Origin of the sequence: Crocosphaera sp. Alani8 (assembly GCF_038442745.1) — a bacterium.
Classification (GTDB): Bacteria; Cyanobacteriota; Cyanobacteriia; order Cyanobacteriales; family Microcystaceae; genus Crocosphaera.
The window spans coordinates 1-15980 of the sequence record NZ_JARVCN010000018.1; the positions used below are offsets into that span (position 1 = coordinate 1).

Below are 15980 nucleotides of genomic sequence, written 5' to 3' on the forward strand. Positions count from 1 at the left end.
GTTTTATGAACATGGTTTGGAACTTTGTCTTGTCAGGTGCAAGATGTGAGTTAAAGACAATGTATCGCACCTTAAAATATATTTCCTATGCTCTTGGGAACAATCGGGTTTTAAATCCTACCGTCACTAGCAGTGTCAACGATTGGTTGGGGTGAGAATTTCCATTCAGTCAACTCTACACACTACCCCCGACACCCTGTTCAATTTGTTGTAATAGCGTCTTGCATCCTTCCCAACCACTCTATTAAGCTTTCTAATTGTTTGTGAGGTTTCATTACTCCTAAACCTCTAACAGTAACTTTTTTAGGAGTATAAACAAAGCGCGATCGTAAATGTCCTGGTAATTTTTCTTGTAACAGATTCCATGCTGGTTCTTCCATAGGAGTTTCTAAAACAATGTTTTGTTTTCCTTCTGGTTTAATGCGAGAAAAACCCAAAGATTTAGCTAACTGTTTTAGTTGAATGACTTCTAATAGTTGTTCTACGGGAGCAGGTAATTTTCCGTAGCGATCGCTCCATTCCGCAGCGATTTGGCTTAATTCTTTTTTAGAATTGGCAACAGCGATCGCTCTATAAGCGGACATCTTCTGTTCCATATCGGTGATGTAATTTGTGGGAATAAAAGCAGTGAGTTGTAAATCAACTTGAGTATCTTCTACTTTGGGAATTTCTTGACCTTGAATTTCTCGGATAGCTTCTTGTAACATTTCCATGTATAGTTCAAAGCCAATAGATTCCATTTGTCCCGATTGTTCAGCACCCAATAGGTTACCAACTCCACGAATTTCCATATCACGGGTTGCTAATTGATACCCCGATCCTAGCTGACTAAATTCTTGTAAAGCTCTTAATCTTTTTTGTGCTGTTTCTGTTAGTTGCGATTTACTAGGATATAATAACCAGGCGTGCGCTTGAATACCTGCTCTTCCTACTCTTCCCCTAAGTTGATAAAGTTGCGCTAAGCCAAATTTTTGAGCATCTTCTATAATAATTGTGTTAACTCTAGGAATGTCTAATCCTGACTCAACAATGGTGGTACAAACCAAAATATCTGCCTCCCCATTATTAAAGCTTAACATGGTCATTTCTAAGTCATTAACATCCATTTGACCATGACCAATTGCAATTCTAGCACTAGGAACCATTTTTTTTAATTCGGCAGCAAGTTCTTCGATTCCTTCGATTCTAGGAACTACATAAAAAACTTGTCCTCCCCGATCTAATTCATTACGAATAGCTGTCCTTACGGAGTCGTTATTATAGCGAGATAAATGGGTCTTAATAGGACGGCGAGAGGGTGGAGGAGTAGTAATCAAGCTCATTTCCCTTATTCCTGATAAGGACATATATAAGGTTCTAGGAATAGGTGTTGCGGTTAAAGTAAGAACGTCTACATGGGTCTTTATTTCTTTTATTTTCTCTTTCTGGTTAACTCCAAATCTCTGTTCTTCGTCTACAACTAATAAACCTAAATCTTTGAATTTAACGCTTTTTCCTAATAGTTGTTGTGTCCCTACAACTATGTCTAATTCTCCTGTTGCTAACCTTTGAATAATTTCTTTTTTTTCTGAGTTGGTACGAAATCTATTTAACAGTCCAATGTTGATAGGATAAGGGGAGAATCTTTCTTTTAGGGTATGATAATGTTGTTGGGTTAAAATTGTTGTGGGAGCTAAAAATGCCACCTGCTTATGACCACTGGTAACGGCTTTAAAAATAGCTCTAACTGCTACTTCCGTTTTGCCGAAACCGACATCGCCACACACTAATCTGTCCATAGGGCGATCGCTTTCTAAGTCTATTTTAACTTCTTGTATAGCTTTTAGTTGATCGGGGGTAGGTTGGTAGGGAAAAGAATCTTCTAATTCCTGTTGCCAAGGGGTATCAAGAGGATAAGTGAATCCTGTGTTTTTTGCCCGCTTTGCATACAAGTTAATGAGATCAACAGCTAACTTTTTAATATTTTTACGAACTCTTTGTTTCGACTTTTGCCACATTTTTCCCGTCATTTTGTGGAGTCGGGGAGGGGTTGAACCTGTATGACGGTAACGAGATAAACTATCAAAAGAATCTGCAGGAACTCTTAAAAGTCCGTCTTCATATTGTACTACTAAATATTCTCGGGTTGCTAAACTTTCTAGTTTTAAAAATTTCCCAATCCCGTGACTTTTATGAACCACATAATCCCCTGGATGCAGTTGTTGCAAGTCTACTTTTTTAGAAGCTGCGCGACGACGCTTTCTAATGTATCCTGCGGTGGCTAAAACGTGCTGTCCAAAGAATTCTTTATCAGTAACAACAACAATGCGGAATGTGGGTAAAATAAAGCCTTCTAATTCTGCTAAACCTGAATATTTTAGGGCGATCGCTGTTCCTTGAATATGGGATTTATTAATAGCTGGATAATCCCGAGGGTTAGGAATAAATTGTGCTGAACAGTCGTGTTCTTGTAATAATGAGACAGTGCGAGAAGGTTGCGCTGAAATTAACCAAGTGACATATTTTTCTAGGGTAATACCGCTATAAATTTCCCGTTTTCCCCTTAGTATTTCTGCTAATTTTGCAAACTGATGGGGAGTTGTTGGTAAGGGACGACTTGATAAATCTAAGGCATTTTTATTATTTACTTCTGATAGTTCTGATAAATATATTTTTGCAAATTCCTGTGTTAGTTGGAAAGAGTCATGGAAACTCCTGTGTACTTTTGGTAAAGGGTTTTCTTGATCTTTCCAGTTTTCTTCTATATATTCTAACCAGCGATCGCTATGGGATTGACATTGTTCTATTTCATCAAAAACACACAGAGTATTAGGAGATAAATAGTCTAAAATGGAGCTAGGTTTTTCAAAAGCTACTCCTAAAAATCTCTGCATTCCTGGAGGATAATTATAATGATCTAACCCTTCTTTTTCTTCTGATGATAAGAAAATATCTAAGCTATGCTTATTCTCTTGAATAGTGTCAATAATAATAGTATTAAAGCTAATGGGAGTTAATAATATTTGCTCAATTTTTTCTAGCGATCGCTGAGTTGCTGGATCAAATTCTCTAATTTTTTCTAATTCATCTCCAAACCATTCTAATCTGACGGGAACTTCTGAAGAAACAGGAAAAATGTCAACAATATCACCCCGACGACTCCATTGTCCTTCTACTTCGACTAAGTTGACTCTTTCATATCCTAATTTAACCAGTTTTTCGTCAAAGTTTTTCGATTTTTCTGTCATTCCTGCTTGTAAGTTTAAGCAGTAATTATGAAAGATGTCAGGGTGAGGTAAATGAGGTTGTAAAGCTTTTTCTGTGGTAACGATAGCATAGTTATCTTGATTATTTTCCGATACATTAAGGTTAGATAAAACTTGCATTTGTCCCCAGATCATTTCTGATTCAGGGTTTAAGGGTTCGTAAGGAGAGGCTTCTGTTGTTGGGTAAAAATTTACGGTTTCCCATCCCATTACTTCTAGTTGTGCTGTCCATCTTCCTGCTTCTTCTAAGGTAGCACATACAACTAATAGATTATGTTCTTGAGCTTGCGCTAAAGTAGAAGAAATCAACCCTTTTGGTAGTCGATTAATTCCTTTTAATCCTAATTCATTATTTCCCTTCAGTTTAGCTAGAAGTTCTTTGGTTAAGGGAGATTTTTGTAGTGTACGAATCAGAGAAGAAAAAACCATAATCAACGATAAATTCGTTTATCGTTTAAGTTTAGCATATCCAGCATAATTATTAAATTTTTACGACATATTAACATGACGTTTTTTATCATTAATCTAAAGATAATCTATTTTTTTGCTTAGTTATTTCAAAATTATGCTGTTATTTGATTTTTCAATAATTAAATACCCAGTTTTATGCACTTAAAATTACAAGAGCAAGTTCTACAGTCACCTAACTATGTCCTCGGTAGTGAAGAGTCTCTGGTTCTCCTAAAAACTTGGGATTGGTTCTTAATATTTTACAATCTAAAAATGCTTTAAACCTAGCAAAAAATTCTCTTAATCTTGTTTTAATTCCAGCTACAGATTGTATATCAGATGCAGAAAAAGCAACAGGATTTTGTCCTTTTGATTGTGCGATGTATAATGCTCGCTGACAATGGAATTTTTGAGAAACAATGGTATAGTCTTCTAAGCCAAAAATTTCTTTAGCTCGTACAATAGAATCTAAGGTTCTAAAACCTGCATAATCCTGATTGATATATTGAGAAGGAACACCCAATCTAATTAAATCTTCTGTCATTTGACTTGGTTCGTCATAAAATTCGGTTGAGTTATCTCCTGATACTAAAATACCATCTACTTTCTTTGCTTGATATAGTTCTGCAGCAGCTTTGATTCTATATGTATAATAGGCATTATAACGGTTGGTTTCCTGTTGGTTAATGTATTTAGATGTTCCTAAGACTAAGGCTATTTTTTTTCTAGGAATTCGATCGATATCTGTATATATGAACTGGTCAAATTTATTGTCAATATACCAATCTACTGAAAAAATAAACACTAGAAAGGTAATCAATAAAATAATAGCAGTAATCACAAAGTTACGATAACGAGAAGACTGTTTTTTAGATATTTTGTTCCTAGTTTTTTTATTGAGATATGACATGATTTTGACCTACCTCGAAGTCAAGTAATTCTACAGTTTAATTTTATCACCTCTGATAGAATGATCTAATAACTCGATAGGGTGCATTAGTTGTATATCTTTTCCTTGTTGGTTTAAATGTTTTTTAATTTGTAACGAACATCCAGGGTTAGGAGAAGCAATTAATCTTGCACCTGTATTCATTAAATTATTGACTTTCTGTTTCCCTAATTCATCTGCAACTCCTGGTTGCAGCATATTATATATTCCTGCGCTACCACAACATAAAGCTGCGTCCACGGGTTCTTTTAATGTTATTCCTGGAATTTGTTTCAAAAGTTGACGAGGTTGCAAGCTGATTTTTTGACCGTGTAACAGATGACAAGCATCCTGATAAACCAAGGGTAAATTATCATCAGTTAAAGGAGATAGTGGTGTTACTAAGCCAATTTCTGCTAAAAATTCTTGAATGTCTTTAACTTGATTAGAAAACTGTTCTCCCTTTTCTTTGTACTCTGTATCATCGGCTAAAATGTGACCATATTCTTTTAGGGTATGACCACATCCAGCAGCATTAATAATAACATAATCAACATCGGTATCAGCAAAACTGTCGATCATCTGTTTTGCTAATGCTTGTGCTTGTTTTTCTTGTCCCTGGTGTGCTGGTAAAGCTGCGCAACAACCTTGGGTTTTGGGAATAACAACTTCGCAACCATTAGCTGTTAAAACTCTGACGGTTGCTTCATTAACTGGGGAGAAAAATAACCGTTGAACACACCCTAATACTACCCCTACACGATAACGTTTTTTCCCTTGTGCCGGAATAACATCAGCATAGGTTTTGTTGAATGATTTAAGGGTTATTTCTGGTAGGATAGAATCCATTGCCGCTAAACGGGGAAAGATTAATTTTAATAACCCTGTTTTCCGTACAATTTTTTGAATTCCTAATTTTTGATATACCCAAAGTAAGGGAAGAAAAATTTGTAATCTTTGGGGGTAAGGGAAAAGGTTAAAAATGATGCTTCTAATTATTTTATCAGCAATACTTCTTGGTTGATTTCGTTCAACTTGGGGTCTAGTGGCCGAAATTAAACTGTCGTATTGTACCCCCGATGGACAGGTAGAAACACAAGCTAAACAGCCTAAACAACTGTCAAAATGTTGAGTAGTTGCCTTATCTAAGGATGCTTTCCCTTTATTAATAGCATCCATCAAATAAATTCTCCCCCGAGGAGAGTCCATTTCTTTACCGATAACGCGGTAACTGGGGCAAGTAGATAAACAAAATCCGCAATGAACGCAACTATTAATTAACTCTTGTTTTGGAGGATTTTTAGGATCAAATCCTTTGATTTCTTCTTCTAAAGCTTCTTGAAAATTAAAACTGTTATTTAAATTGTCAGAAATTTGCATAATAATAAGTGTTCTTCAAAAAATAAACTAAATAAAACGGGAAGGACTAAACAAATTTTGAGGGTCAAACTGTTTTTTTATTTTCTTCATTAAAGGTAAGGCATTACCTGAATATCCCCAAGGTTCAAATTGTTTTTTGATGGCTTGACTGGCTTCTAAAATTGTTAAAAAACCTCTGCTTTCTTGAGATAGCAGCCGTAGTTGTTTTAAAATACCCAAGTTAGGTTCTAAGTCTAGTTTAAACTGTCCGATACCAGTGCTTAAGTTGAGCATAGCCCACCCCTGATCTTGGGTTAACTCGGTGAACTTTGTTAACCAGTTAATCCCTTGACTTGGTATAGTTCCTATTTTGCCTGTTAAAGCCAAATTTGTGTTAGGAACTCTGATGATTTTTTGTAATTGTTGCCATAGATTTTTCTCGATTTCATCTTGATAAAATGTTATTCTTATACTTAATTGTTCAGCAATTTTTTGCAGTTGTTGACTCTGTTTTTCGATGCTTTCTGGTATGCTTTGAAAACGTACCATTAAGCCCATTTCTTCCCCCAATTCTAAACTTTTTACCACAGACGGAGATATTATTTCGGCGGCAGCGGGTTGTAATCCAGATTGTAACAGTGTTTGTGCCATTGTGCTGATATTTTCTGCATTGCCAATCATTAACAGAGTTCTGGAGGATTCAGGGATGGGGTACAAACGGAAGGTAACAGTAGAAATAACGCCTAAAGTTCCATAAGAACCGGTAAATAACTTCATTAGGTCGTATCCAGCTACATTTTTAACAACTTTCCCCCCTGCTTTTGCGATTTCACCATCCCAACGCACAAAAGAGAGTCCCAATACCAGATCCCTTATTCCTCCGTAACGTTGTCGCCAAGATCCTGTATCTGCTGTCGCTACAATACCTCCTATGGTAGCGTTTTCGGGATAAACAGGATCGATGGGCAAAAATTGGTTATGGGGCTTTAAAATAGCTTGTAAGTCCCTTAATTTCGTCCCTGCTTCTACTGTAATGGTTAAGTCACTCACTGCATAATCAATGACTTGATTCAGCTTTCGGGTACTGATAACGAGGTTAACATCAGAAACTATGCCACCCCAACTTAATTTACTTCCACTACCACAAGGGAGTATTGGAGATTGATTTTTGGCAGCTACTCTAACAGTATTGCTTAAACTTTTAATGTCGGGAGGGGTAAGTAAATAGTCAGGAAAACAACTATCATCTATTGATTTTTTAATGCGATCTTGCCAGACAAGATTTATCTTTTCCTTTGTAATAATATCTTGAGGATCTAGTATAGACTCTAATTGTGGGGTGATGGCAAAGGTCATAACCATGTGGTTTTATATTTTATATTTATTTTATCATTATTGGCGATGGTTTTCTGAAGGAATTAAATTATCAGGTATTTTGCGATCGCTGATCAACTATTGATAAAAATATAATTTGTATTATTAGATCTACTGACTTTAGGATAAATGGTACTTTCCTAAGACTCTTCAAATTCATCACCAAGTGAGGATATATTATCTTCTTCTTCTGTAGAAATGTCTAGTTCTTCAAGAGTAGTGTTAGAGGAATCTTGATATTCATTATGCTTTTCTTCTTCATTTATTTCTGATATTTCTTCGCTATTTAAGGCAGTTTTTATTTGACTGATTAATGTACCTAACTTCCCTTCTTCCAATAAGGAATTAATTAAGGTTAAGCCACTGGTGGATAGCATCAATTTACTAATATCACTGGTTCCATTGCCACCATTGCTGTTTAATCCTGGAAAGGCATAAATTTTTGCATCTCCTAACACCCCAGGTTGAGGGGCTAAGGATTGCAGGATATGGGGCAATTGAGGGGCTAATTGTGGCCAAAGGTCTTTTATGAGGTCAGCCGTGCGATTCGCATTACTCAGGGCATTTTCCGCTTCAATCAGGGATCTTTTACTTTCGGCTTCAGCCAACATTTTGTACTTATTCGCATCAGCTAAGGTGCGAATGGACTCCGCTTCTAACTCGGCAGCTTGACGAGCGATTTCTGCTTGACGACGACGGCGAAATACGTCAATTTCTACGACGTTTTGCTCAGAAATTCTAGTTTTCTGGGCTTCTTGCTCCGCTGCAATCACCACTAACCTTTGTTCCCTTTGGGCTTTTTCTACCTCTTGAGCAGTAATAACGGCAGCTTGAGCTTGGGCTTTTTCAGCTTCGGAATCAAACCGTTCCCTTTCTTTATTGGCAATAGCAATAGCCGCCTGTTGTTGAGCAATTTTTGATTGTTCTTCAGCGGTTGCAACTTCAGCTTGTGCTTGAAGTTGAGAAGCTTGAATCATTTTTTGTCGGTTGATTTCTGCGACTTCTGTTTCTTGTTGTTGCAGGGTTTGAGTCACTTTTAATTGTTTATTTTGTTCTTCTAGTTCGATATCAACTGCAATACGTTTTTGTTGAATAATTAACTCTTTCTGGATTTTTTCTTCTTCAACTTCTTGTTCTTGTAAGATTTTATTTTTTTCGATTTTAGCAGCTTCTTGATCTTTGGTTTCTTGAATTTCTCTTTGTTGTTGCGCCCTTAGAAACTCTACATCTTTTTGTTGGGTTAAATTAGCGTCTTCTTTTTGTTTAATAATTTCTAGTGTTTGTTTTTCGGCTTCTAATTCTCGTTGTTCAATGGCTACTTGAGTTTCTAATTCAACCTCTCTTTTCTGTTGAATGGATTTCTGTATAGTTTCTGTTCTTAGTCTGACTCCTTGAGCATCGAAAAAGTTATTTTCGTCGTAAGTATCGCTTTCTTCAATTTCAGAAATAGCGATATTATTGAGGGTTAAACCTACTTTTTTAAGATCCTGTTGAATTAGGTTCAATACTGCTTCTGCAAACCCTAATTTATCTGAGTCTATTTCGGCTATTTTCTTTTTCTTGGCAGCTGCCCTAATAGCATCATCTGCCCTTTTTTCGATGGCATCTTTGATGTCATTTTCTGATATTTTTCCTTGCTTAGATAATCTAGCTGCTGCGGCTAAAATATCCTTTTCTTCTTGAGCAATACAAATATAAAATGTTACCCGCATATTTGCTCTTAAGTAGTCTTGGGTTCTGACAGCTAAATTAGCCGCTCTTACTACATCGATTGAAATTTCTCTTAAAGGGACACGGGTAATTTCATGAAACCCAGGAATAACAATACAACCTCCATTTAAAATTACGGTTTTGCTCTTTTTAAAGACACCACCTGTTCTTACTAATGCTTCATTGTTAGGGGCAATAACATAGAATCTAGTGTACAACCAAACACTTAATAATAAGAGGAATAATAATACTCCAATACTTCCTAAAATACCTACAAATGGGAAACTATTTAGGGTGTTTCCTAACTGCCCAACATAGGCAGAATTAGGTTTATCAAGAGACATTACTAATTGATTCTCTTCTTGCTTTAATAAACCGAGATCATCTAAACGGAATAAATTGGAATCAAGGGTTATCTTGGGCAAAGATTGGATCAAGAGTAATTCAAATTTAGTATTCATTTTCCTACCTCTTTTTAGGATTCTTTGGCTAGGTTTGTTTGATTAATCCACTTGTCTTCGTCAGAACTATCTTTACTAATACCGACGTAACTATATTCTTGACGATCAATAATTAAAATCTCTTGTCCGTTGTGAGGAATAACGTCAGCCCAATGGGGTAAACTAATACTTATGGTGACTAAATTACCTGCAGTATCGTAAACGTCTGCTTGTCCTATTTTTCCTTCGATTGAATAGGGAATAGTTTTGGATGTTACTGTCCCTACACATCCGATTAAACGCTCGCTTTTAACATCTTCTCCAAAGGAGGAAAAGATTTGTCCGATGGGATAAGATAGCAATTTTCCTACCCATAAACCGATGAATAAAGAGACAAGAAATACTAACCCCCCCAATCCAAAAAAACGATAGGGAATGGTCCCAGTTAAACTTCCTAATATGGTATTTAAAGTCCAACCAGCTACACCCCAGGCACTAAAATCAATACCTAACAAAATCATCAAAGGGGCTTTTCCTAATCCAAACCAGGCTAATATTTGAAAAGGATTACCATCGTCTCCGTTCCCATCAAAATCTCCATCTATATCTGCTTCTACATCTGCGTCTAACCCAAAACTGTTACTTTCAATATTGATATCTATATCGCTATCAATATCGCCCCCTTCGTCTCCTCCACCAGAAACGATAACAAGAAGAAAAAAGGCGATACCAACGCAAATTAAAACCCAATAAATTAAGTTAGCAGTGTCTAATAACATGGGTAAGATACACTATTTACATACATTTTACCATAAAAATTTATGGGATTTAGATTCTTAATTTTTTGTATAACTTTTCTGTAGTTGACGAATTTTTAATCAAAATCTCCATCATCGTTACCCTCAAAGTATAAGCGTCCACTACCCAAATACAATTCTCTGGGGTTATTTCCTGCAGGAAACGCAGTGACTCCGAAAAGATAGTTTCCTCCATGACTTGGGTTGCGTTTTGCCATCACACCTACGGTAAATGTTGTTCCTGGAGACACGGGAGGATTAAAGATAATTGTCATGGTTTCTGTGTTTTTGTCCCAGGTGCTTTCTGCGATGGTTAAGGGGTTTTCTCGATGGTTTGGTGTTCCTTGAAAAGCGATGGTTTCTTGAGCATAATAATCAATTTCTTCAAATCCTTGACGCTGATTGATGCTGATTGTTTTTAAAGGTTGTCCACTGCCTTTCGGTAAGTTAATAGTATAGTAATATCTTGGTCGTCGAATTCTTGCACCTGAATAGGTTGTTATTACATTAACAAGACGAGGAGAACGAGTAAAATAACTAATAGATGCCTTATTTTCCTGAGCTAATATGACAGGAGATAAACTGGTTAAACCTCCCACTAAACCGATGGTGATACTCCAAAATTGTCTATTCATGTTTCTTATCTCTAATTAAGGAAAGGTTATTCTGTTTAATTGAATTTTTTCAATGATTGATCGCAAAAATTTACCATATTCCCACAAATATTCACAGTAACTTAGAGATTTATTGGTAAACTTTTTCTTTCTTTAAATCCTCATTCCAGAAAAACTATGAATCTAATCAGTTTAGGAATCATTGTAAGCGTTGCCCTATAATATAACAGTAACAAATTATTGTTTGAGCAACACTAAAAAAAATATGAAGCCTTTAAGAATTCTTGTCCTTAGTTTTATGTTATTGGGTGCTATTTTTCTTTTTGGTAGTCAGAGCTTTACCTATGATGCTTCTATTATTTCTGAGAAAAGTAGCGACGATTATTATCAATATCATGCCCTACATAGTCGCGACGGAATTGGGAAGTTTTACCTAGGTAGAGAAATCGCCAAAGTGATGGGACATCAAGAATTTTTATGGTTAGAAAGACCTAATCGAGAACAAGAAGAGAACCCTTCAAAAGTGATTGATTCTTTAGACTTAAAATCTACAGACACTGTAGCTGACATCGGTGCAGGAAGCGGATATTTTTCTTTTCGTCTCGCTTCTTTGGTTCCAGATGGAAAGGTTTTAGCTGTGGATATTCAACCCGAAATGCTAGATATTATTGACTTTCTTAAAGAAGAAAATAAAGTTAATAATGTAAAAACTATTCTAGGAGATACAAAAAATATCAATTTACCCAAAAATTCCGTTGATGTAGTTTTAATGGTGGATGCTTATCACGAGTTTGAATATCCCAAAGAAATGATGGACGATGTTGCCTTTGCGTTGAAGCCAAATGGCAGAGTTTTTCTAGCAGAATATCGTCGTGAAAACCCCCTAATTCCTATTAAAACTTTACACAAAATGACGACAAAACAAGTTAAAAAAGAGATGAGTCAAGTTGGTTTAGTGTGGGAAAAAACCGAAGAAATCTTGCCCCAACAGCACCTAATGTTCTTTACAAAAGGGTAAATATTAGAGTGTAGATCATCACATGAAAATAGCCCCTAAATTCAATTCAGGGGCTAAACTAAAGTAAATAATAGAATTCAATAAGCTTAAGCTAAGGATTTATTTCCAGTTATCAGCTACAACTTCAGCTAAGTCAACAACCCGTTGAGAGTAACCCCATTCGTTGTCGTACCAAGCAACAATTTTAACCATATCTCCACCCATAACCATTGTGAGGCTGGCATCAACGATGGAAGATACATCGGTTCCTCGATAGTCACAAGAGACTAAAGGTAAATCATTGTAGCCGAGAACACCTTTCATGGAGCCTTCAGAAGCAGTCTTGAAGATATCATTAACTTGTTCAGCAATGGTGCTTTTTTCCACTTGTGCCACCAAGTCAACCACAGAAACGTTAGGAGTAGGAACCCGCATGGCAATACCGTTTAACTTTCCTTTCATCTCAGGAATCACTAATGCAACTGCCTTAGCCGCTCCTGTGGAGGTGGGAACAATATTAACCGCAGCAGCCCGCGCCCGGCGGAGATCACGGTGAGAAGCATCTAAAATGCGTTGATCCCCAGTGTAACTGTGGGTGGTAGTCATGGTACCTTTGATGATACCAAAATTATCGTTTAAGACCTTTACCACAGGTGCTAAACAGTTAGTGGTGCAACTAGCGTTACTAATTACATTGTGTTTGTCGTGTTCGTAGTCTTGGTGGTTGACTCCAACAACGTAGGTACCTACATTACCGCCTTTTCCTGGGGCTGTAATTAAGACCTTTTTGGCACCAGCTACTAAGTGTTTAGAAGCACCCTCTTCCGTAACAAAAACCCCAGTGGATTCGATAATTAAATCTACATTCCATTCTGTCCAAGGTAAGTTTAGAGGGTTGCGATCAGAAACACACTTGATGGTTTTGCCGTTGACGGTGAGGGAGTTTTCATCTGCCTCGATGTCAGCGTCTAATATACCGAGCATGGAATCGTATCTTAGCAGGTGGGCATTGGTTCTGGGATCAGAAGTGTCGTTAAGACCAACTACCTCCAGTCCACTGTTTTCCCGACCTAACCAGCACCGCAAAAAGTTACGTCCAATACGTCCGAACCCGTTGATTGCTACTCTAATCACTGCGTCTTACCCTCTGTGTTTTACTTCAATAAATTAAAACATTATTAATGACCCCAATCATACCCCAAAGGCTGACGTTTTTCGATCCCAGTATGAAATTTTTCTACAGGTCAGATTATTGCCCACTTTTCTGCGATAATTTAAAATAGACCTTCAAATAAAGAGATTGCCAGGCTTTGGCTACTCAAAAGAGATAAAAATTTTGCTAGTATCCTTGTCGAAAACAGGGGTGCTATCATATCCTTTTAACAAACGTACAACCTGTAATCATTGCTGAGATTAAATCCTCAGTCTGTTAACCAACCTAGATCTATCCATCAATCGTTATGACACAAGTATCTGGTTCATCCGATGTCCCCGATATGGGGCGTCGCCAATTTATGAACTTACTCACCTTTGGAACCATCACCGGCGTGGCAGCTGGTGCATTGTATCCAGTGGTGAAATATTTCATCCCCCCTTCTAGTGGTGGCGCTGGTGGTGGTGTTACCGCCAAAGATGCCTTAGGCAATGACATCGTCGCTAGTAACTTTATCGCTGATCACAACGTAGGAGACCGCGTCTTGGCTCAAGGCCTAAAGGGCGATCCTACTTATTTAGTGGTCGAAGGAGATTCTGCGATCGCCGACTACGGCATCAACGCTGTATGCACTCACTTAGGCTGCGTAGTTCCCTGGAACGCCAGTGAAGATAAGTTTATCTGTCCCTGTCATGGTTCTCAATACAACGCTGAGGGTAAAGTGGTTCGTGGACCCGCTCCTCTGTCCTTAGCCCTAGCTCACGTCAACGTGAATGAGGGAGATAAGGTGGTATTCAGCGAATGGAAAGAAACCGACTTCCGCACAGATGAAAATCCCTGGTGGGCTTAATTTCAGTGAACAGTGAGCCGTTAACAGTGAAGCAGTGAACAGTCAAAACTTAACTGAACAACTGATAACCCAGAACTCACAACTGATTAATAAATCCCCTTACTGTTTAAAAATTACATAATTTTGACTGAGCAATGAGAGTATCCGATTTTTCGGCAATTTGGTGCCAAAGTAAGCAAGTGTTGTTGCGATTTTTCTTAGTTGCTCTAGCAACCATCGCTTTATCCATTGGTAATGGTTTCACTTCTACCCAAACTGCCTCCGCCTATCCTTTCTGGGCCCAAGAAACTGCCCCAGAAACCCCTAGAGAAGCAACAGGGCGCATCGTTTGTGCTAACTGTCACTTAGCAGAAAAAGCTGCTGAAGTAGAAATTCCTCAATCCGTTTTACCCGACACAGTGTTCAAAGCTGTGGTAAAAATTCCCTACGATCTCGAATCCCAACAAATTCTCGGAGACGGTTCTAAGGGTGGCCTCAATGTAGGTGCTGTGCTAATGTTACCGGACGGGTTCAAAATTGCTCCTTCCGATCGCATTCCCGAAGAAATGAAGGAAGAAGTAGGAAGTCTCTACTTCCAACCCTACCGCGAAGATCAACCTAATGTGGTTCTCGTTGGTCCCTTACCGGGAGAACAATACCAAGAAATCGTTTTCCCTGTGCTATCCCCCAACCCAGCAGAGGATCGCAATGTTAACTTTGGTAAGTATCAGGTTCATTTAGGGGCAAACCGTGGTCGTGGTCAAATTTATCCCACGGGACAATCTAGCAATAATAACGTTTTTAAAGCGTCCCAAGCTGGAACCATTAGTAAGATTAGCGATCAAGAAGACGGTAGCTACATCGTCACCATCGCTACAGCAGAAGGTGATGTAGATGAGTCAGTTCCTGCTGGTCTTCAACTAATCGTTTCTGAAGGTACGGAAGTAGAAACAGGACAAGCTTTAACCAATAATCCTAATGTTGGTGGTTTTGGACAGAAAGATACAGAAGTTGTCCTACAAAACCCCACTAGAATTAAAGGGTTAGTGGTCTTCTTGGCTGGTATTATGTTAGTCCAAATTCTCTTAGTTATTAAGAAGAAACAAGTCGAAAGAGTACAAGCTGCCGAGTTAAACTTTTAGTCGAGTTTTAACAATTAGCTAAACTTTTGTATTCTCAACAGACAGGTTTATGCCTGTCTGTTTTTTTGCGTTTTAATTGTTTTTTAGGCTTTTGATTTAACATCTAGAGCTACTATTACAGCAGTTTTCGACTTAGTGTGGTACAAGAAGTTAAGGCAGGGGGCAGGAGTTAGGTGTACCTAATGAGTCCGAGAAAATATATATTTAACTGACATCTTGTACCAGTATATAAAAACTTAAATTAGTAAGCAGTTCCTCACTCCGTTTCGGCGCTATCGCACAGCGTTCGGCTTTCATCTCTTAGCTGAAAGCGTTAAGCATTGGTTTAATCTCACTCACAGCATAAAATAGAGATTGATATGCTTTAACTGATGGCTGATAGCTGATAGCTGAACGCCTACAAACTAGCCAGTTTTATCCAAGGTGCAAGATATGAGTTTAAGGAGTTTAGGGGTCAAAATTTTAAAAAAATAAAGATATTTTATGACGAACCAACAATCACCAAAACCAATTCAAGAAGCAGTTAAATTTGTTATCAGATATGCACCATTTGGGGGATCTGCTTTTGCGTTGGGATCGTTTATTAAAGATGCTCAATGGATACAAGCTATTATAACTATTTTCCCAACAATAGGAACAACAATTTGGGCTGCTTATTCTCAAGCTTTTTTAGATAGATTAACCGAAATTTATAGCGAAGAAGGGAAAAAAGGTGCGGATACTTTTAAACGAATTCAGGATAGTTTATCTGAAGCGATAAAATGGCAATTAGCAGCAACAGATGATAAATATATTAAATGCCAAGGTAACGAATGTGTTCAATATAAAACTGAAGGACTTAACAACATTTTTCGTCCTCAATTAAAAGATGTTTTTGTGTCTCTTGAATTAAGTACCTAAGCAAAATTAATTGTATAGTTTGAGCCAAAGTGTTTGAGAATA

12 protein-coding genes are annotated in these 15980 nt (G+C 37.5%); 4 read left to right on the forward strand and 8 right to left on the reverse strand.

Annotation, left to right across the window (positions count from 1 at the left end; all coding sequences use genetic code 11):
* Positions 1–200: 200 nt before the first annotated feature.
* From mfd to P9B04_RS01460, 7 genes are all read right to left on the reverse strand, one after another.
* Positions 201–3674, reverse strand: coding sequence for a transcription-repair coupling factor (gene mfd / locus P9B04_RS01430; RefSeq protein ID WP_342053216.1), 3474 nt, complete (start codon positions 3672–3674; stop codon positions 201–203).
* Between the two features lie 214 nt (positions 3675–3888).
* Positions 3889–4605, reverse strand: a complete 717-nt coding sequence (locus tag P9B04_RS01435) for a SanA/YdcF family protein (RefSeq protein ID WP_342053217.1) — start codon at positions 4603–4605, stop codon at positions 3889–3891.
* A 30-nt stretch (positions 4606–4635) separates the two neighbouring features.
* Positions 4636–6003 carry a (Fe-S)-binding protein gene (locus P9B04_RS01440; protein ID WP_342053218.1) on the reverse strand — a complete coding sequence of 456 codons (1368 nt, stop codon included), beginning with the start codon at positions 6001–6003 and terminating at the stop codon, positions 4636–4638.
* 27 nt (positions 6004–6030) lie between these two features.
* The gene (locus P9B04_RS01445; RefSeq protein ID WP_342053219.1) at positions 6031–7338 is read right to left on the reverse strand and encodes an FAD-binding oxidoreductase; all 1308 of its coding nucleotides are present in this window, start codon (positions 7336–7338) and stop codon (positions 6031–6033) included.
* A gap of 158 nt (positions 7339–7496) precedes the next feature.
* The gene (locus P9B04_RS01450) at positions 7497–9527 is read right to left on the reverse strand and encodes a flotillin family protein (protein WP_342053220.1); all 2031 of its coding nucleotides are present in this window, start codon (positions 9525–9527) and stop codon (positions 7497–7499) included.
* A 14-nt stretch (positions 9528–9541) separates the two neighbouring features.
* Positions 9542–10285 (reverse strand): DUF1449 domain-containing protein, encoded by a 744-nt coding sequence (locus P9B04_RS01455; protein ID WP_342053221.1) that lies wholly within the window; start codon positions 10283–10285, stop codon positions 9542–9544.
* Positions 10286–10380: 95 nt separating this feature from the next.
* Positions 10381–10938: a DUF2808 domain-containing protein gene (locus P9B04_RS01460; RefSeq protein WP_342053222.1), complete on the reverse strand. Its 558-nt coding sequence runs from the start codon at positions 10936–10938 to the stop codon at positions 10381–10383.
* 244 nt (positions 10939–11182) lie between these two features.
* Here P9B04_RS01460 and P9B04_RS01465 point away from each other — a divergent pair, with 244 nt between their 5' ends.
* Positions 11183–11935, forward strand: a complete 753-nt coding sequence (locus P9B04_RS01465; protein ID WP_342053223.1) for a class I SAM-dependent methyltransferase — start codon at positions 11183–11185, stop codon at positions 11933–11935.
* A gap of 99 nt (positions 11936–12034) precedes the next feature.
* Here the strand turns inward: P9B04_RS01465 and P9B04_RS01470 are convergent, their stop codons facing one another.
* On the reverse strand, positions 12035–13048 hold the full coding sequence (locus P9B04_RS01470; protein ID WP_342053224.1) for a type I glyceraldehyde-3-phosphate dehydrogenase: 1014 nt from the start codon (positions 13046–13048) through the stop codon (positions 12035–12037).
* A 326-nt stretch (positions 13049–13374) separates the two neighbouring features.
* Between P9B04_RS01470 and petC the strand changes: the two genes are divergently transcribed.
* The 3 genes from petC (at position 13375) to P9B04_RS01485 (ending at position 15938) form a co-directional block, all read left to right on the forward strand.
* Positions 13375–13917, forward strand: coding sequence for a cytochrome b6-f complex iron-sulfur subunit (gene petC / locus P9B04_RS01475; protein WP_342053225.1), 543 nt, complete (start codon positions 13375–13377; stop codon positions 13915–13917).
* Positions 13918–14051: 134 nt separating this feature from the next.
* On the forward strand, positions 14052–15038 hold the full coding sequence (gene petA / locus P9B04_RS01480) for a cytochrome f (RefSeq protein WP_342053226.1): 987 nt from the start codon (positions 14052–14054) through the stop codon (positions 15036–15038).
* A gap of 483 nt (positions 15039–15521) precedes the next feature.
* A complete protein-coding gene (locus P9B04_RS01485; RefSeq protein WP_342053227.1) occupies positions 15522–15938 on the forward strand; it encodes a hypothetical protein in 417 nt (138 codons plus the stop codon).
* Positions 15939–15980: the final 42 nt, after the last annotated feature.

Excerpts from the sequence above, each read along its gene's own strand:
- P9B04_RS01450 (WP_342053220.1), bottom strand. The coding sequence starts at position 9,527 with ATGAATACTAAATTTGAATTACTCTTGATCCAATCTTTGCCCAAGATA.
- P9B04_RS01455 (WP_342053221.1), bottom strand. The coding sequence starts at position 10,285 with ATGTTATTAGACACTGCTAACTTAATTTATTGGGTTTTAATTTGCGTT.
- petC (WP_342053225.1), top strand. The coding sequence starts at position 13,375 with ATGACACAAGTATCTGGTTCATCCGATGTCCCCGATATGGGGCGTCGC.
- P9B04_RS01435 (WP_342053217.1), bottom strand. The coding sequence starts at position 4,605 with ATGTCATATCTCAATAAAAAAACTAGGAACAAAATATCTAAAAAACAG.
- P9B04_RS01440 (WP_342053218.1), bottom strand. The coding sequence starts at position 6,003 with ATGCAAATTTCTGACAATTTAAATAACAGTTTTAATTTTCAAGAAGCT.
- P9B04_RS01445 (WP_342053219.1), bottom strand. The coding sequence starts at position 7,338 with ATGACCTTTGCCATCACCCCACAATTAGAGTCTATACTAGATCCTCAA.
- mfd (WP_342053216.1), bottom strand. The coding sequence starts at position 3,674 with ATGGTTTTTTCTTCTCTGATTCGTACACTACAAAAATCTCCCTTAACC.
- P9B04_RS01460 (WP_342053222.1), bottom strand. The coding sequence starts at position 10,938 with ATGAATAGACAATTTTGGAGTATCACCATCGGTTTAGTGGGAGGTTTA.
- P9B04_RS01485 (WP_342053227.1), top strand. The coding sequence starts at position 15,522 with ATGACGAACCAACAATCACCAAAACCAATTCAAGAAGCAGTTAAATTT.
- P9B04_RS01465 (WP_342053223.1), top strand. The coding sequence starts at position 11,183 with ATGAAGCCTTTAAGAATTCTTGTCCTTAGTTTTATGTTATTGGGTGCT.
- petA (WP_342053226.1), top strand. The coding sequence starts at position 14,052 with ATGAGAGTATCCGATTTTTCGGCAATTTGGTGCCAAAGTAAGCAAGTG.